This window comes from Bacillus thuringiensis (assembly GCF_022095615.2).
GTDB lineage: Bacteria > Bacillota > Bacilli > Bacillales > Bacillaceae_G > Bacillus_A > Bacillus_A cereus_AG.
In genome coordinates, this window is the sequence record NZ_CP155559.1 from 1,171,492 (window position 1) to 1,188,255 (window position 16,764).

Consider the following 16,764-nt stretch of genomic DNA (forward strand, 5'->3'; position numbering starts at 1 on the left):
TTTTATATGAAGAATAGGAAAGCTTTCTTAGTAAGGAGGTAAGAGATGAAAAATACGCTAAAGTTGATTTTCTTTGTTTTACTATTATTCGCGTTATTTGTTTCGTTACGTATGTTTATTGATGTAGCATTTTATTCGGATGTAATTGGGATAAAAGATGTTTCGATTTTAGGTATTATTAGTATTTTATTTACGGTATCTGCATTTTTAATTGGCTGCGTTATTTTCTTAGAGAACCGTCATCCGTCTAAAACACTTACATGGCTCATTGTGTTAGGGATTTTTCCGGTATTTGGATTTTTCGCTTATTTATTATTCGGACAGAACTTTCGAAGGAAGAGAATGTTCCAAAAAAAGGCGTTGCTCGATGAACAAGCATTTTTACAATACAAGGGGCATGAAGATTACGAAGAACGGATTTTGCGTAATCATAAGCATCAAGAGTTGTTATTTCGTTTAGCGGACCGCTTAGGCGCTTTAAATATTTCATTTCAAACTGAAACGAGAACATTAACAAATGGAGATGAAACGTTTCAGGCCATTTTAGATGGATTAAAACGAGCGAAACATCACATTCATATGGAATATTACATTGTGCGTGATGATAAGCTTGGAACAGAAATTAAAGATATTTTAATACAAAAATCAAAAGAAGGCGTAGTCGTACGTTTTTTATATGATGCGGTTGGAAGTTTTAGATTATCGAATTCATATATTGAAGAATTAAACGACGCAGGTGTCGAAATGATTCCATTTTTCCCTGTGCGCTTTCCAATTTTAAACGATAAGATTAATTATCGAAACCACCGAAAAATCGTTATTATTGATGGGAATGAAGGATTTGTAGGTGGATTAAATATTGGTGATGAATATTTAGGGAAGGATAAGTATTTCGGTTTTTGGCGAGACACGCATTTATATTTGCGTGGTGAAGCTGTTCAAAGCTTGCAACTTATTTTCCTTCAAGATTGGTTTTATATGACTGGTGAGGCTGTACTGGCCCCTGAATATTTACAAGCGAAAGCAGTTGAGGGTGATCATTGGGGAGGCGTACAGCTCGTTGCAGGTGGACCAGATAATAAATGGGAAACAATTAAACATTTATACTTTGCCATGATTGCTTCTGCACGGAAATCCATTTGGATTGCGACGCCGTATTTTATTCCGGATGATGATATTTTATCCGCATTAAAGGTAGCGGCACTTGCTGGTATTGATGTCCGTTTGTTAATGCCGAGTAAGCCTGATAAGCGCACCGTCTTTTACGCATCGAGATCGTACTTCCCAGAGCTTTTAGATGCAGGGGTAAAGATATATGAATACGAAAAAGGTTTTCTCCATAGTAAAGTTGTCATTGTCGATTCTGATTTAGCTTCAATTGGGACGGCTAATATGGATATGAGAAGTTTTCATTTGAACTTTGAAGTAAATGCCTTTTTATATGATACAGATAGCATTCGAAAACTCGTTCAAGATTATAAAGAGGATATAGAAGAATCAAGTGAAATTCATGTCGATCGTTTTCATAAAAGGCGTCTTCATAGACGAATTGTTGAATCGACGTATCGATTATTATCACCTTTATTATAAAAAGAGATGTCCGAAATTGGGACATCTCTTTTTTAAAAGGAATTTGTAATAAATTGTAGAATATAAGGAGCTGAAAGGGTGTGATTCCGATGTTTATCGCCAAAAGAGAAAACGGAGACAAAATTCATCTACTCTATCATCAGGATGAAGAGCTTTTACATCGTATGCGTAAAATGGAAAGCTTCTTTTGCATAGCTTGCGGGAAGGAAGTGCAAATGAAATTAGGGAAACAAAAAAGTTGGCATTTTGCTCATAAGAAAATGGACGCGTGTCTTGCCTTTTATGAAGCGGAATCTATGTATCATATGCACGGTAAAGAATTGTTATATAGGTGGTTCAAACGTCAAAACTTTCCTGTGTATATAGAGCACTATCTTCCAGAGATTCAGCAACGACCAGATATTTTCATAGAGAGAGCAGGGAGAACGATTGCGATTGAATACCAATGCGCAAATCTTTCTATAGAGCAGCTGTACAAACGAACCTATTCGTATTGGCGAGCTGGTATACAGGTCATTTGGATCATTGGTGGAAATCAATTGAAAAGGCAATCAGCATATTGGATGAAATTCTCCTCACTTATGGCTTTCTCCTTACAATCTTATCCTCAGCCATTTCTTATTTTCTTCTGTTCGAAACAAAAATCATTTATGAAATGCGCATTTCTCACTTCATTTTCTACAAGCGTCTCTTTCTCACATATTATCTATTTACCAACTGAAACGACTACTTTTGAAATGCTCTTTTCTCCCGTCTCTTTCCGAAAAGAAACATTAGGTGAGGAATGGAAAAAGCGAAAGAGCTATTTTCGGCAAAATGCTCTGCCGATTTGGAATTACAATCATAAGTCACTATTACGCCTCTTATATCAATGTAAATGTACCCCAGCAAATTTTCCTTCTGAAATTGGTGTGCCGCTCCCGTCTTCATTTGCTTTTCAAACCAATCCATTTGTATGGCAAGCTTTTCTATATATGAAGTGTATAGGTGAAGTTGCGGTAGGGGATTGTATTTCCCTCGGGTATGTGTGTAGTTATGTGAAAACGTATACGAAAAGGCGCATGCTCCCTTACTTTTCACGGCATATATGGAAAGTAGCAGTTACTGAATATATGACATTTTTATGTTATGCAGGTGTATTGCAGAAAGTAGGGACTTATAAGTACCAGAAAAAAAGAGAGGTAGCTATGTTAAAAACAGAGGAGGAAGTTATAAAATATGATGAAATTTGCTTAGCGTATGCCTTATCTTTATTTGAGGCAAAGTACAACATGAGAGAAGGAAAAGGGGATATAATAAAGACTGATCGTGAAGGAATTACATAAGAAAAATCGAATTGTATGTAAGTAGAGATATTTAAAGGAGGGCTTAAAGGATGTCTGAACAAAATACAGCAAAAACATTACCAGATCGCAAAGAGATTGAAGAATCAAGTACGTGGCGATTAGAAGATATTTTCCAAACAGATGCAGAATGGGAAAAAGAATTCCAAGCCATTAAAGAGCTATTACCGAAGTTAACTGAATTTAAAGGGAAACTTGGTGATTCTGCGAACAATTTACTTGAAGCATTGCAATATGAAGATGAAATTTCAATGCGATTAGGTAAGCTATATACATATGCACATATGCGTTACGATCAAGATACAACAAACTCTGTGTATCAAGCGTTAAATGACCGCGCGACAAATTTATATTCACAAGTATCTAGTAGCACAGCATATATTGTGCCTGAAATCTTATCGATTTCAGAAGATACACTGCAAACATTCTTGAAAGAAAATAGAGACTTAAGTGTATATGAACATGCATTAGAAGAAATTACGCGTCAACGCCCACACGTATTATCTGAAGCGGAAGAGGCTCTATTAGCAGAAGCATCTGAAGTAATGAGTGCATCAAGTAATACATTTGGTATGTTGAATAATGCGGATTTGAAATTCCCATCTATTAAAGGTGAGGATGGAGAAGAAGTAGAAATTACACATGGTCGTTACATTCAGTTTTTAGAAAGTGATGATCGTCGTGTGCGCGAAGATGCGTTCAAAGCTGTATATGAAACGTACGGAAAATATAAGAACACATTTGCAAGTACGTTAAGCGGAGCTGTGAAACGTAATAATTTCAATGCACGTGTTCGTAAATACGATTCTGCACGTCAAGCGGCATTAAGTAATAATAATATTCCTGAAGCCGTGTATGATCAACTTGTTGAATCTGTAAATGATAATTTACACTTGCTACATCGTTACATTGATATTCGTAAGCGTGCATTAGGACTTGATGAGCTTCATATGTATGATTTATATACACCACTTGTACCAGAAGTGAAAATGAATGTGAAGTATGAAGAAGCACAAGATATGTTATTAAAATCTTTAAACGTACTTGGTGATGAGTATGTTGACATTTTAAAAGAAGCATATGAAAATCGCTGGGTAGATGTGTATGAGAACAAAGGGAAGCGAAGCGGAGCATATTCATCTGGTGCATATGGAACAAATCCGTATATTTTAATGAACTGGCATGATAATGTAAATAATTTATATACACTTGCTCATGAGTTCGGTCATTCCGTGCATAGTTACTACACAAGAAAAACGCAACCGCACGTATACGGTGATTATTCAATCTTCGTTGCAGAAGTAGCATCAACTTGTAATGAAGCGCTTCTAAACGATTATTTATTAAAAACGACAGAAGATAAGAAAGAGCGTCTATACTTATTAAATCATTATTTAGAAGGATTCCGTGGTACTGTATTCCGTCAAACGATGTTCGCAGAGTTTGAGCATATTATTCATAAGAAAGTACAAGAGGGACACGCGGTTACGCCAGACATGTTAACGGAGATCTACTATGATTTAAATAAGAAATATTTCGGTGATGCTTTAGTAATCGATGAAGAAATTGGTTTAGAATGGTCTCGTATTCCGCACTTCTATTACAACTATTACGTATACCAATACGCAACAGGATTTAGTGCAGCAACGGCTCTATCTAAACAAATTTTAGAAGAGGGGCAACCAGCAGTAGAACGTTACATTAATGAGTTCTTAAAAGCAGGAAGCTCAGATTATCCAATTGAAGTGCTGAAAAAAGCTGGAGTAGATATGGCATCTCCAGAACCTGTAAAAGAAGCATTGCAAGTATTTGAAGAGAAATTAAATGAATTAGAAGCATTATTATTTGAAGAGAAGTAAGAAAACAGACGAGGAATTTACCTCGTCTGTTTTGTTTTAAATCTTTTTTGTCGATATTTGTCGAACGAATAAAGTGAATTGCCTTCTTTTTTCTAAAATAGAAGGCAGTTTTGCGATTTTTTTTGTAGTTAAAACCCTTTAAAGCGTTTTTTATGGTTGAAATAAGAGAGAGCGATGACAATGATTCCAAATAAAAGAGGGAAGGCAATAATTTTAGGAAAAGCTTGTAGTAGAGAGAGGATGTACAAGAAAAAAGAAACGATGACAGCTAGTAAGATAAGTAAAATATACGTTTTTTTCATACAGAACACCTCCAAAATAGCTTTTTTATAGCTTATTCAGAAATGAAAACGTTTAGAATGTGACAAAAGTGTGAAATTCGACAAAAGGGGTTGTCATCTGACGTCGAATCTTGTAATATAATAAGCGTGAACGAATTCACATACAAACATATACCCCTTTGTTTGAACGTGAAAATTTCTCCCATCCCCTTTAATATTTTTATAAGCCGTAAAGAAAAAGACCTGGTGTTTTACACCAGGTCTTTTTCTTTTGCTATCCATTTCCAATAACGCTCACATTTTACGTCAATCATTTGTACTTTTCGTTTCAGTTGTAATTTTTTTAATTCACGCTCGATCTCTTGCTGCGAGCAGTCATATATAAATGCTACTTCTTTTGAAGATATAAATTGCGTTGCTTCTAGTAACACTTCTAAAGAAGGTAATGGTTCTGGCTCGATTTCACATTTTACAAGTTCTTTCAGTAATTGTACGTATACGTCGTAGGAATAAGTTCCAGCGATTTTAATACCTTCTTCATCTGAATTCGCATGAAAAAATACGAGAGAGGGTATTTCTGTAATATGCATCTCATTTGTAAATTTTAAGTCGCATTGGAAAGCTTTTTTTGCGCTAGCGGAATGTAGGTCTTTTTTAAATTCTTCTACATCAATGTCGCTATCTCTTGCACATGCAAGTAATAATTCGCAGTCAGGGTTTGATACATTTTCAAGGAAAATGTATTCTTGGAGTTTTCGCAAGAACTTCGAACCTGCTTTTCGGCCCTGCAACTCCGCTGCCTTAATTGCCATCGAAACTAAATAGGGTGTTGACGATGCTTCTTGCATATGTACCTTTCCATCACATGAAAAACCTTGTAAACTTGTTGTCTTTTCCCACACAAATCGAATATTAGCAGGTTTATTCCATTTGTGTGAGGAAGCGTTCGTTCCGTCCACTTTTCCTGTTACGATATGACGAATAGAGAAGTATTTCCCATATTCAAGCCATAGTTTAATAATAAAGGGCTCAATTTCCCAGCAATCTTTACAAAGTGGATCAATAAATAAATATGCTTCTACAGACTTATGCTCACATGCGGAAGGAGATGGCATATTGATATGCTTTGCTTCCTGCTTATCCATTACACTTCACCTGTTTCGTTTGGAGTATTAACCATATGCTGAGCAGTTAATGCTAAACGTTCAAAAACGAACTCTCTTATATGACCGTGCACTCCTGTGTCATCCATTGCTTGCTCCATACATGATAGCCAAGCCTCTGCTCGTTTTGGAGTAATCTCAAACGGAAGATGGCGTGCTCTTAACATAGGATGACCATGTTCTTCAGTGTACAAATTAGGACCACCTAAATATTGCGTTAAAAATTGTTTCTGCTTCCTAGCGGTTTCTGTTAAATCATCCGGGAAGATGGGAGATAGGTCAGGGTGTTTACTGACATAGGAATAAAATGTGTCTACTAATATTGCAATGCATTGTTCACCGCCAATTGCTTCAAATGGTGTCATCGGTTGCTTGCTCATCCTTTATAAACTCCTTTTTCCATGAAATGTATATCTATTGTAGCAATGGAACGTTCCAGAGGGCAAATAAACAGCCTTCATAACGTTCTTTGCTTATTCTACAGATGTAAAAGAATCTTTTTCTTTTAAAAAGTGAGATATATCCACTAGTAGAACGTATTCACTAGTGGAATTTTCACTTTAGCGTGCTTTGTTTTGTTTGGCAAGGAAAAAGCGTTTTACTTTATTATTTGTATGACGGATTGGTATGTCGTGCTGCTTTAATAAATGAATAAATGCAGCTTTGCCTGTTTCTTCATCTTGCACTTCAAATTCAATTTCATAATCATCGTGATTGTAATAGAAACTATGATCAAAGACAAGCGTTCCGCCTTCAAATAACGTTTCGGCTCTTTCAGTTGTTAAACTGCCCATATAAGTTAAAGCGGAAACAGGAATTTGTAATTTGTGTAGTTGATCCATTACAGCCCCTGGAATGATTACGTTTGTTTCCATCATCATTCTTGCTTCGTCTTCTGTTACGACTTGATGAGTTTCCAGCAAGCCGACTTCTGCAGGTTGTTTTAATGTTAATGTATAAGTTTCCCCTTTATGACGAATACGAAGTGCAGAGCCAGTTTCTTTTAAAGAGAAATCCGGTGTTTCAAAGTAGTGATTCACTTGTTTTGTAAATACCTCAATAGAGAATGATTTACATAATGTATTGAATTCTTCTTCTGTAACAATATTTTTAAATTCAATTTCAATTTCTTGTGTCATTGTATGCGCTCCTTTTAAGAAATAATTCTTTACACATTATCGCTTTTTCATAAATTTGGTTCAATGTTTTATTTGTTTGCGTTCATGTTATGATACAATAATACTGTTAAGTAAGACAGGAAGTTGAGATGGAGGAGTTAGAGCATGCAAAATAAAATTCAAGTTAAGAGCGTAGAAAAGAGAGAGAATGCTCTTATTTTTTGTGCGGAAAATAATGAAATAGAGGTAAAGGAGTTAAGTGCGCGTAATCACGTACTTGTAGACTCAGACAATTTATCATTTTTATATATCTTAGAAAACGAATCATCTTTCATTTATGTAAGTATTCCGCACACATGCTGGGAAGCAATGCATGAAGCGATGAATAAAGATATGGCAATGTTCGTTCGTGTGAATGACGTTGAAATGGAATTAGAAAGTTTAAAAGAAGAAGTAGAATATTTAGTTGAAAATATTGAAGGTAATGCAAATTACGGTGAAGAACTAGTAACTGCTGTAGAAAAAGTATTTCTATAAGCAAATGGATTGATTTTGGTGGTGGTTGAAATGAAGCGAAATTGGGAAGAATTTTTAGCACCTTACCATCAAGCGGTGGCAGAGCTGAAAGTGAAACTAAAAGGAATGCGTACTCAATTTGCAATGTTAACGGAGCATTCTCCAATTGAGTTTGTAACAGGAAGGGTAAAGTCGGTTGCAAGTATTATTGATAAAGCGGAGAAGAGAAATGTACCACTAGACCGGCTAAGAGAAGATATGCAAGACATCGCGGGCCTTCGAATGATGTGTCAATTTGTTGATGAGATTAAGCCTGTTGTAGAATATCTTCGAAAACGAAATGACTTTGAAATCGTGGAAGAGCGTGATTATGTCACGCAAAAGAAAGATAGCGGTTATCGTTCTTACCACGTTGTCATTAGTTACCCAGTTCAAACGATTCAGGGAGAAAAAAAAGTATTGGTAGAAATTCAAATACGCACGTTAGCAATGAACTTTTGGGCAACAATTGAGCATTCTTTAAATTATAAATATAGTGGACGTTTTCCTGAAGATATTAAAATACGCTTGCAACGCGCAGCGGAAGCAGCGTTTTTATTAGATGAAGAAATGTCTTCTATTCGTCTTGAGATTCAAGAAGCGCAGAAAGCTTTTTCAAGAAAACAAGAAACGAAAGATTCCGAATCATAAACTAAAGGGTGTTGGGCGATGAAATTTACAATTATGTCAAAGGGAGATCAATCATCAGATACATTGGCAGGCACGATGAAAGAGTACTTGCTAGATTTTGGATTTATAATGGATGAAAAGGAACCCGATATTGTAATTTCTGTTGGGGGAGATGGAACGCTTTTATATGCGTTTCATCGTTATTATAATCGATTGGATGAAACAGCATTTGTTGGAGTACATACAGGGCATTTAGGTTTCTATGCAGATTGGTTACCGACAGAAGTAGAGAAATTAGTAATTGCAATTGCTAAAACACCATTCCAAGTGGTGGAATATCCGCTTTTAGAAGTGATTATTCGCTATGTGAATGGGAGTAAAGAGTCACAGTATTTGGCGATGAATGAAGCAACTGTTAAAAGTGCGGAAGGTACATTAGTAACAGAAGTGGAAATACGCGGAGAGTACTTTGAAACGTTCCGCGGGGATGGCCTTTGTATTTCTACTCCTTCGGGAAGTACTGCGTATAATAAGGCGCTTGGCGGAGCGATTATTCACCCTTCTATTGAAGCGATTCAAATTGCAGAAATGGCATCTATTAATAACCGTGTGTTTCGTACTGTAGGCTCGCCACTCGTACTGCCGAAGCATCATACATGTGTGTTGAAGCCGGCTGCGGGAATGAACTTACAAATTACGGTGGACCATTTAACGATGGTTCATCAAGATGTGAAATCAATCCAGTATCGCGTTGCAAACGAGAAAGTACGATTTGTTCGTTTCCGTCCATTCCCGTTCTGGAAACGAGTTCGTGACTCGTTTGTTGCAGATAAATAGAAAGGGTTTATATATTTGAACAGATTTACATTGAAATGGGATATAGGATCGGCTGAAGAGGGAACTTTAGTTAGAGAATTTTTAAAAACAAAAGGGATTTCTAAAGCCGCATTAACGGACATAAAATTTCACGGCGGAGCTATTGAAGTAAATGATCAACATGCGAGCGTTCGTCATCAGTTGCAAGCTGGTGAACAATTACGTGTCTTTTTTCCAGTGGAGGAAAGAAGTGAAGGGATGATTGCAGAAGATATCCCTGTATGTATTGTATATGAAGATGATGCAGTTCTTGTCATAAACAAAGAGGCGAACATGTCAACGATTCCGTCTAGAGAACATCCGGTAGGGAGTGTTGCAAATGCGCTCTTATCTCATTATGATAAGCAGCATCTTGCAAGTACGGTGCACATCGTAACAAGATTAGATCGTGATACTTCAGGGCTTATGCTTATTGCAAAAAATCGTTTCGTGCATCATCTTTTATCGAAACAGCATCAACAAAAAGCTGTGAAAAGAACGTATGAAGCAATCGTTCATGGTGAGATGATTGAACGAGAAGGAACAATTGACGCACCGATTGGACGGAAATCGGATAGCATTATTGAGCGAATAGTTTGTGAAGATGGGCAAAGAGCAGTTACTCATTTTAGAGTGATGGATAGCGCCAATCATAAGACGCATGTATCACTTGAGCTTGAGACAGGAAGAACACATCAAATTCGTGTACATATGGCTCATATAGGCTACCCGTTACTTGGTGATGATTTATATGGAGGACGAAGAGATGTGATAAAACGTCAAGCACTTCATAGTACATCTTTGACGTTTTATCATCCTATTTTAGAGAAGGAAATGTCTTTCACTACAACGATTCCAAGCGATATGGAAGAGGTATTAAGACATACTTAAAAAGGGAACAAAATTCTTATGTAACGAAGAATTTTGTTCCCTTTTTTCTTAGCGGAATAATATTAAAATTTGATTTTCACCCGTACGCTTTATAACGAAAAATCCACTTTCGGATTTTGTAGCAATGCCATCGTTATTTGGACGACAATATCCATGCGTTTCGCAAGTGCCGTCATCACGTACTAACATTTGTCCAATTAATCCGACAGGAAGCCACTCGGTACGATCTTTTCTTGCTATATATTTGCAAGTTGGATCCCATTCTGTATTTAAAAGAGGTTGTATGTCTTGCGATTCCGTACGTACATACTGGCGTTTTCCAAAGTTATCTGTTTTATAGCGTTTTTGCCAACTTAAAGTACCGCTATTTCCTATAAGAGCGGGGGTTGCACTAGATATTCCTAAAATGAATGAATCGTTTGAAGTAGCAATCCGAATTTTTTCTTCGCTACTAAATGTAACGAAATAACCTACCTCAATAAGGTTATTGTCTGCTGTTTCAAACATTTGTGCAAAATCAGTTCCACTTGCATTGTAAGAAGCGCCATCAATATACATTTCCCCATTATGAGCAAGCCACTTTGCACCGATATTATGATCGGTTTCATTTGTGCCGTTTGCAATAAACCAAGAGTAAGATTCTTCTGCTGTGCCGAAGCGCCCCATAATATGGCTACCTGCAAAATGAGCTGTTGATGTATGATTACCTTCCGCATGAGAAGAGAATCCGTTAGCGATAGTCGCGGTTCCTTCTGCATGTGCTGCTTCGCCTAAAGCGATTGTATGTTTACCTTCCGCATGAGAATAAGAGCCGCCTGCGGTCGTTTCACTTCCTTCACTATGGGAACTATGTCCAGTTGCTTTTGTTTTTGATCCTTCTGCATGAGAGAAAGAAGCTTTTGCGTGTGTAAGAAGCCCTTCTGCATGTGAAGCTGTACCCTCTGCATTAGAGTGAAGCCCCTCTGCATGTGCATACCGCCCGCCTTTTTTTACTTTTTTATTTTCAGGTGTAGGGGTCTGAATGATGATCGTTTTTTCTGTTTGTATATCATGGGATGGTGCTAATGCTTCTTTAATTTTTTTTACTTGATTTATAATAGCAGCTGGAATTTCTGATCCCGCTTTTTTATTTATTTCTACAGGGATGTTTTCTTCTATGTTTTTCTCTGTTTGCTCAGAAGGCACAATCTGTTCAGTGTGAGTAGAGAGAGGTCTGTTTTTTTGTTGCATCTTTGTTTTTCTATTATCAATAATGCGGCTCATTACAGCATTTTCTAAAGAGACATATTTTGGTCTAGCTTTGTTTTTGGGGGAAGCCTCTTGTCCTTCCAGTTCTTCTAAAGCTGCAGATCGAATGCTGCACCAGTTGTTAATTCCGTACATGGGCAGATAAAAAGGCGGGCATTTTCTTTTTTGTTTAGAAGATTTTTTCTTCATTCTGTCACCTCCTGCGACAGTATATGCTGTGTAATGAAAAAAAGATGCACTTTATTGCATCTTTTTTTCATTGCTTTACCCAGTTTTTATAGGAGAGCCATCTAAACGATACGGTAATCCTCGTAATTTTAATAAGGGTAGTTATGAAATTGGGCGGAATTTCTCAGGGACAAAAGGTAGAGAGGAAGGGACGGAAACAGTCTCCATTTCAGGATAACGTAGTCCGGTTAATTTGCCGCCAAATACAGCACCAGTGTCAATATTGACTGTATGATTTACAAAGCGAGGTTCTTTTACTGGTGTATGTCCATATACAATCCAAGATTGTCCTTTATATTCCTTCGCCCAGTCGCGACGGACAGGAGAGCCGTCAGCATGTTTTTCTCCTGTAATATCGCCATATAGTACAAAGGTTTGTACTTTTTTATCTTGTCTTCCTATGTAATCTTGTCGAATTCCGGCGTGACATACAATTAACCTTTTTTCATCGAGTACGTGATATAAAGGGGATTGCTCATAAAGTGTGATGAATTTTTCTTTTATAATATTTTGTTTATGAGAAGGAAGTGCCTCATATTCGGCAACAGTTGTTTCGAGCCCGTGAGCGATTGATACGTTACGCCCAAGGAAAAATCGGTATAGTTTATTACAGTGATTTCCGGGAGCGTAATAAGCTACTTTTTTATGTATGACAAGTTCCCATACAATTTCAATCATACGTAATGAATGAGGGCCGCGATCTGTAATATCGCCAACAAATGCAAGGTTACGTTGGTCAGGATGAATCGGCAGGTCGCTATTCCAGTTATATCCGAGTTTCGTCGTTAAATCCTGAAACTCTTGAAAGCATCCATGAATATCCCCTATAATGTCATATTTCATATTTAAACCTCCACCATATTTTTCATTAGTATATCTAAAAAAGGATAGAGATAAAAATATACTGTTTTTGTATTTTATTTAAACATAAAAATTTTCGTTCTTGAGCGAACGTTTAAAACAAATCCAATCGCTATCATGTATGTGAGTAAGGAACTTCCTCCATAGCTCATAAGGGGTAATGTGATTCCTGTAATAGGTAGTAATCCGATGGTCATCCCGATATTTTGAAATACTTGAAAAGTAAACATTCCGATTGTACCAGCGCAGATGTAACTACCGAAAGGATCATTACTTTCTAAAGCGATATGAATCATGCGGAAAATAAGTAGGAAAAAAAGTGAAATAATGGCACTTGCGCCTAAAAAGCCGAATTGCTCAGCGACATTAGTGAAAATAAAATCTGTATGTGGTTCTGGAAAGTATACTTGTCCATGTTCCCAACCTTTTCCTTGCATTTCTCCGGATCCAGTAGCTAAAAAAGCTTGTCTTAATTGATAGCCTTGCGCATCATATTTGTATGGAGCTAACCAGCCGTAAAAGCGATTTAGTTGATATTCTTGTAAAATGTGTGCTTTAAAGAATTTTGTATGAGTAAAAAAAATATAAGTTAATGTAAAACTGGCAGCAAAAATGACAGAAACTAATCCGAAAATAAAACGCCAACGTATACCAGAAACTAATATCATTGCTGCGAGCATAGCTGAAATTACCATCGTGTTTCCTAAATCAGGTTCCTTTGCAATAAGTAGCAGAGGTGGCAAACTTGTTGCACATATTTTTCCGAGTAACAAAAAATCGTCGTGTATTGTTCGGAAAAAATATTTCTCATTGTGATTTGCTATAATTCGTCCGGTGACGAGAATTAAAAACAATTTCATAATTTCAGAAGGCTGGAAATTTCCGATGCCTGGGAGCATGTACCAAGCTGTAGCACCTTTAATTGTGACGGCACCTGGTACTTGAAGTTCTAGTCCAATTAGTAGTACCAATGCAAAGCTATATAAATACCAAGCAATTTTTTGATAACGATCGAAATCAATAATCATAATGACACCAATGGCTATAAATCCAATGAAGTACCATTGGATTTGCTTTAGCACAAAATTTACGCTTTGCAAAAATGGTGGCAAAGAGGCTTGTGCGCTTGCAATTGCAAAGCAACTAACAGTCCCAATGGCAAATAAGATGAATAGTAATACGTAGTCTATTTGATATTGAGAATTTGGATCTTTCAATGTATGTATTCCTTTCTATCGCCTAGTAAGTATATGGATCATGTCATGATAAAAATAATATACAAGCAGACTATGCATACATTTATTCCACTATTTGTGGGAAGTCATACATAATAGGGAGGAATAGCGCCCCCCTTATTTTGCATTTAATTCTTTTATAACTATATTTAAACAGCGGGAAAGACGTATGTGTGCATCTGGAATGAGGTTGGGGTATTGTTTATAAAATTCAAATGCGCCTCTACACCATTCGTAGGCTTTTAGTAGGCTAGCTCTATAATCATTAAAATCTTGTAAGAACCCATATTTTTTTGAGGTTAAAACGAGCTGTGAAAAATCTTCAGACCCTTCAAGTAATTTATGGTGTACTTGCTGTCCGGCATGAAAACGAAATGAACTTAATGGCTCGGTAATATAAACTGCATCACCTTTTGAAAGTAAACTTATCCAAGAAGCCATATCTACACTGCAAGAATAACTCCTTTCATTTAATGTGCCAAATGGTTCTGTTAATAGTTGCTTTCGAAAGAGTACAGTCGTAGGTTCACCGATAATATTCTGTCCAGATAAAAGCATACGATTCCCAAAATCTACCCCACTTAGTAAAGTATTTTCGTTATACAATCTATTTATAGCGGGATGGTTTTCAATTAAATCTCCATTCTCATCAATCCAATTGCGATATGATGTGATAAGTGCGAGTTTTTGGTCTAAGTCTTGTTGGAAATAGAACATCATTTTTTTAATTTTATTACTGTGGAATATGTCATCGTCCATTAAGAAATTTATGTATTCTCCACTAGAGTGTTCTAAGAGCATGAGGTCATTATGAAATTGTCCTAAAGTAGTACTATTTCGGATATATGTTATATGGGAATAGTTTGGTAAATATTTTTCGTGCATTAATTTTTCTGTATCATCATTCGTACTATCGTCTCCTACAATAATTTCGATGTTTGGGTAATTTTGAGCAAGTGCACTTTCCAGGGCGATTGTGAAATAATGTGGTCGATTATAAGTGGGGATAAGTATGGAAACGAGAGGTAGATTCTTTTCACTTGTCATACGTAACTCCCTTTCAAAACCTTTTTTTTGCAAGAACAATATCTTGATAACTTGTATGTTCCTGTCGGCCGCACCATAAACCATAATGCGGTTTATGTATTACTTCTAAGCCGTATTTATTCAATAAAGTACAAATATCTGTTTCAGGATAAGCAACTGCGAAATTAGGAATATCCTTATTTACGACATAACAATTTTCAATTTGATGATAAAAACCTAATGTGCTTAGTCCAGCATTTAAATAATAGGATGATTCAGGATTTATTAAAAAGAACGTAATAAAGCATCTTCCGCCTTTTTTTAATACACGTACAATTTCAGATACGTAATGTTCTAATTCTTTTGGAAGAAGGTGCGTAAATACAGAAGTTAAAAAGATAAAATCGAATGTCCCGTCTTCATAAGGAAAACGATATTGAGAGGCATCTTCTTTTCCTTCTGGATTGTAAAATTGATTGTATATGTCAACATGTTTAAAATGAAAATTATTACGTATAGTTGAAATGTTATTTTGACACCAAGTAATGCCATCTTTAAACAAATCAAATCCATAATACGCTCCATCATCAGTTAAGTAATTCATTAATGGTACAGCCATTCGGCCAACGCCGCAGCCTACATCTAGTACTATTTCGTTCGATTTTAAAACACCGATTTTAACAAAGTGCTTCATGAACTCTTTTCCAACCTTTTCGAAGTCGCCACCTACATATTGGACGAGTTCAGGAGGGGGGAGTAAAGTCATTTCTTTGTCAAGTTCGCTCATGAGTATACCCCTTTCTTGTGTGAAAATATGCAGTAAACAGCACTTTTTTTATCCAGTTATTCACAGTAACTCTATTAATAAAATTTTCAATTTGTAGTGAGAGAACACAGGAAAACGATTGTTATATGTAAGGAGATTCCGAAAAAAATATTTTATTGAGTTAGAAGTGAGAGAAGGATGAGTGAAAATGGGATCTCCTATAGATTAAATCTTTTTTATTCTTTTCTCCAATAAACGCCAAATACATCAATTTTAGTAATAGGGGCTTTTAAATTTCGTTGATTTCTAAAGTCTGTCACAGCCTCAGCGCATGACGGTAGCCCGTAGTCATCGATAATTATATAGCCACCTTTAGAAACTTTATCATATAAGTTCACGAGACCATCCATGGTGGATTCGTACATATCACCATCAAGCCGTGCAATTGCTATTTTTTCAATTGGTGCTGTTGGTAAAGTATCTTTAAACCATCCTTGTAAAAATTTCACTTGATCATTTAGTAAATCATATTTTTTAAAATTCTCTTGTACTTGTTCTAAAGAGACGCGTAAGTAATCGAATGTGTGTAAATAATCACCGTAATCTTTTGGATATTGTTCTAGATTCGGTGCTGGCAAACCTTCAAATGAATCTGCAACCCAAACATTACGATTCGTAATGTTATTTGCTTGTAAAAAACCATTCATAAAAATGCACGATCCCCCGCGCCATACACCTGTTTCAATAAAGTCACCCTCTATATTTTCACGAACAACGCTTTCCATTGCCTCTTGTAATTGGTTCATACGTTCTCGACCAATCATGCTATGTGCTGCTCTTGGCCAATCCATTCCATCATGACGTTCATTTTTTAAAACATTTGGTTTTACAATTTTTAAGTTATGGCTTTCGGCATATTGCTTAATGAATAAAGGGAGGGGGACTGTAACTGGTTCGAATTCTAGTTCTTTCGAAATATGTAGAGATGCGGGTAAGTATGCCTCGTATTCTAACCATATTTCAAATAAAATTGTCTTCTTTAGCAATTCGAGATAAAGCTGAATAGCAGATTTACTTTCCATATTTGTGCCTCCTGCAAAATGTCATACAACAAT

General features: G+C 36.4%; 17 protein-coding genes. 7 read left to right on the plus strand and 10 right to left on the minus strand.

Going from position 1 to position 16,764, the window contains the following annotated elements; all coding sequences use genetic code 11:
* The first annotated feature begins 45 nt into the window (after positions 1 to 45).
* The 3 genes from KZZ19_RS06010 (at position 46) to pepF (ending at position 4,792) form a co-directional block, all read left to right on the plus strand.
* Positions 46 to 1,590 carry a cardiolipin synthase gene (locus KZZ19_RS06010; RefSeq protein ID WP_000799207.1) on the plus strand — a complete coding sequence of 515 codons (1,545 nt, stop codon included), beginning with the start codon at positions 46 to 48 and terminating at the stop codon, positions 1,588 to 1,590.
* Positions 1,591 to 1,670: 80 nt separating this feature from the next.
* On the plus strand, positions 1,671 to 2,915 hold the full coding sequence (locus tag KZZ19_RS06015; RefSeq protein WP_237979840.1) for a competence protein CoiA: 1,245 nt from the start codon (positions 1,671 to 1,673) through the stop codon (positions 2,913 to 2,915).
* 50 nt (positions 2,916 to 2,965) lie between these two features.
* Positions 2,966 to 4,792: an oligoendopeptidase F gene (gene pepF / locus KZZ19_RS06020; protein WP_000003387.1), complete on the plus strand. Its 1,827-nt coding sequence runs from the start codon at positions 2,966 to 2,968 to the stop codon at positions 4,790 to 4,792.
* A gap of 128 nt (positions 4,793 to 4,920) precedes the next feature.
* Here pepF and KZZ19_RS06025 read toward each other — a convergent pair whose 3' ends face one another.
* The 4 genes from KZZ19_RS06025 to KZZ19_RS06040 all read right to left on the minus strand — a co-directional run bounded on the left by KZZ19_RS06025 (position 4,921) and on the right by KZZ19_RS06040 (position 7,375).
* Positions 4,921 to 5,094: a hypothetical protein gene (locus tag KZZ19_RS06025; RefSeq protein WP_088095550.1), complete on the minus strand. Its 174-nt coding sequence runs from the start codon at positions 5,092 to 5,094 to the stop codon at positions 4,921 to 4,923.
* Between the two features lie 230 nt (positions 5,095 to 5,324).
* On the minus strand, positions 5,325 to 6,218 hold the full coding sequence (locus KZZ19_RS06030) for a ClpXP adapter SpxH family protein (RefSeq protein ID WP_088095551.1): 894 nt from the start codon (positions 6,216 to 6,218) through the stop codon (positions 5,325 to 5,327).
* Positions 6,218 to 6,616 carry a hypothetical protein gene (locus KZZ19_RS06035; RefSeq protein ID WP_000043382.1) on the minus strand — a complete coding sequence of 133 codons (399 nt, stop codon included), beginning with the start codon at positions 6,614 to 6,616 and terminating at the stop codon, positions 6,218 to 6,220. Before KZZ19_RS06035 ends, KZZ19_RS06030 begins: the two co-directional genes overlap by 1 nt.
* Before the next feature lie 180 nt (positions 6,617 to 6,796).
* Positions 6,797 to 7,375 carry a CYTH domain-containing protein gene (locus tag KZZ19_RS06040; protein WP_237979841.1) on the minus strand — a complete coding sequence of 193 codons (579 nt, stop codon included), beginning with the start codon at positions 7,373 to 7,375 and terminating at the stop codon, positions 6,797 to 6,799.
* Positions 7,376 to 7,519: 144 nt separating this feature from the next.
* Between KZZ19_RS06040 and KZZ19_RS06045 the strand changes: the two genes are divergently transcribed.
* From KZZ19_RS06045 to KZZ19_RS06060, 4 genes are read left to right on the plus strand one after another with little or no spacing between them, the layout of a single operon-like run.
* A complete protein-coding gene (locus KZZ19_RS06045) occupies positions 7,520 to 7,891 on the plus strand; it encodes a hypothetical protein (RefSeq protein ID WP_016088885.1) in 372 nt (123 codons plus the stop codon).
* Between the two features lie 30 nt (positions 7,892 to 7,921).
* Entirely contained in the window at positions 7,922 to 8,560 is a 639-nt protein-coding gene (locus KZZ19_RS06050) for a GTP pyrophosphokinase (RefSeq protein ID WP_064476808.1), read from the plus strand.
* A gap of 18 nt (positions 8,561 to 8,578) precedes the next feature.
* On the plus strand, positions 8,579 to 9,376 hold the full coding sequence (locus tag KZZ19_RS06055; RefSeq protein ID WP_000673186.1) for an NAD kinase: 798 nt from the start codon (positions 8,579 to 8,581) through the stop codon (positions 9,374 to 9,376).
* Between the two features lie 15 nt (positions 9,377 to 9,391).
* A complete protein-coding gene (locus KZZ19_RS06060; protein ID WP_237979843.1) occupies positions 9,392 to 10,285 on the plus strand; it encodes an RluA family pseudouridine synthase in 894 nt (297 codons plus the stop codon).
* A gap of 48 nt (positions 10,286 to 10,333) precedes the next feature.
* On the opposite strand, the gene KZZ19_RS06065 is transcribed toward KZZ19_RS06060, so the two are convergent.
* The 6 genes from KZZ19_RS06065 to KZZ19_RS06090 all read right to left on the minus strand — a co-directional run bounded on the left by KZZ19_RS06065 (position 10,334) and on the right by KZZ19_RS06090 (position 16,731).
* The gene (locus tag KZZ19_RS06065; RefSeq protein ID WP_237979845.1) at positions 10,334 to 11,722 is read right to left on the minus strand and encodes a peptidase G2 autoproteolytic cleavage domain-containing protein; all 1,389 of its coding nucleotides are present in this window, start codon (positions 11,720 to 11,722) and stop codon (positions 10,334 to 10,336) included.
* Positions 11,723 to 11,863: 141 nt separating this feature from the next.
* The gene (gene prpE, locus KZZ19_RS06070) at positions 11,864 to 12,604 is read right to left on the minus strand and encodes a bis(5'-nucleosyl)-tetraphosphatase PrpE (protein ID WP_237979847.1); all 741 of its coding nucleotides are present in this window, start codon (positions 12,602 to 12,604) and stop codon (positions 11,864 to 11,866) included.
* A 74-nt stretch (positions 12,605 to 12,678) separates the two neighbouring features.
* Positions 12,679 to 13,839 (minus strand): FtsW/RodA/SpoVE family cell cycle protein, encoded by a 1,161-nt coding sequence (locus KZZ19_RS06075; protein ID WP_237979848.1) that lies wholly within the window; start codon positions 13,837 to 13,839, stop codon positions 12,679 to 12,681.
* A gap of 135 nt (positions 13,840 to 13,974) precedes the next feature.
* A complete protein-coding gene (locus tag KZZ19_RS06080; protein ID WP_237979850.1) occupies positions 13,975 to 14,904 on the minus strand; it encodes a glycosyltransferase family 2 protein in 930 nt (309 codons plus the stop codon).
* Between the two features lie 13 nt (positions 14,905 to 14,917).
* Positions 14,918 to 15,670 (minus strand): class I SAM-dependent methyltransferase, encoded by a 753-nt coding sequence (locus KZZ19_RS06085; protein ID WP_237979852.1) that lies wholly within the window; start codon positions 15,668 to 15,670, stop codon positions 14,918 to 14,920.
* A gap of 215 nt (positions 15,671 to 15,885) precedes the next feature.
* Positions 15,886 to 16,731, minus strand: coding sequence for a TylF/MycF family methyltransferase (locus KZZ19_RS06090; RefSeq protein ID WP_088095560.1), 846 nt, complete (start codon positions 16,729 to 16,731; stop codon positions 15,886 to 15,888).
* Positions 16,732 to 16,764: the final 33 nt, after the last annotated feature.

What these genes read in the sequence shown, in the direction of transcription:
- KZZ19_RS06010 (WP_000799207.1), top strand. Translation starts at nt 46, where the DNA reads ATGAAAAATACGCTAAAGTTGATTTTCTTTGTTTTACTATTATTCGCG.
- pepF (WP_000003387.1), top strand. Translation starts at nt 2,966, where the DNA reads ATGTCTGAACAAAATACAGCAAAAACATTACCAGATCGCAAAGAGATT.
- KZZ19_RS06025 (WP_088095550.1), bottom strand. Translation starts at nt 5,094, where the DNA reads ATGAAAAAAACGTATATTTTACTTATCTTACTAGCTGTCATCGTTTCT.
- KZZ19_RS06030 (WP_088095551.1), bottom strand. Translation starts at nt 6,218, where the DNA reads ATGGATAAGCAGGAAGCAAAGCATATCAATATGCCATCTCCTTCCGCA.
- KZZ19_RS06035 (WP_000043382.1), bottom strand. Translation starts at nt 6,616, where the DNA reads ATGAGCAAGCAACCGATGACACCATTTGAAGCAATTGGCGGTGAACAA.
- KZZ19_RS06040 (WP_237979841.1), bottom strand. Translation starts at nt 7,375, where the DNA reads ATGACACAAGAAATTGAAATTGAATTTAAAAATATTGTTACAGAAGAA.
- KZZ19_RS06045 (WP_016088885.1), top strand. Translation starts at nt 7,520, where the DNA reads ATGCAAAATAAAATTCAAGTTAAGAGCGTAGAAAAGAGAGAGAATGCT.
- KZZ19_RS06050 (WP_064476808.1), top strand. Translation starts at nt 7,922, where the DNA reads ATGAAGCGAAATTGGGAAGAATTTTTAGCACCTTACCATCAAGCGGTG.
- KZZ19_RS06055 (WP_000673186.1), top strand. Translation starts at nt 8,579, where the DNA reads ATGAAATTTACAATTATGTCAAAGGGAGATCAATCATCAGATACATTG.
- KZZ19_RS06065 (WP_237979845.1), bottom strand. Translation starts at nt 11,722, where the DNA reads ATGAAGAAAAAATCTTCTAAACAAAAAAGAAAATGCCCGCCTTTTTAT.
- prpE (WP_237979847.1), bottom strand. Translation starts at nt 12,604, where the DNA reads ATGAAATATGACATTATAGGGGATATTCATGGATGCTTTCAAGAGTTT.
- KZZ19_RS06080 (WP_237979850.1), bottom strand. Translation starts at nt 14,904, where the DNA reads ATGACAAGTGAAAAGAATCTACCTCTCGTTTCCATACTTATCCCCACT.
- KZZ19_RS06085 (WP_237979852.1), bottom strand. Translation starts at nt 15,670, where the DNA reads ATGAGCGAACTTGACAAAGAAATGACTTTACTCCCCCCTCCTGAACTC.
- KZZ19_RS06090 (WP_088095560.1), bottom strand. Translation starts at nt 16,731, where the DNA reads ATGGAAAGTAAATCTGCTATTCAGCTTTATCTCGAATTGCTAAAGAAG.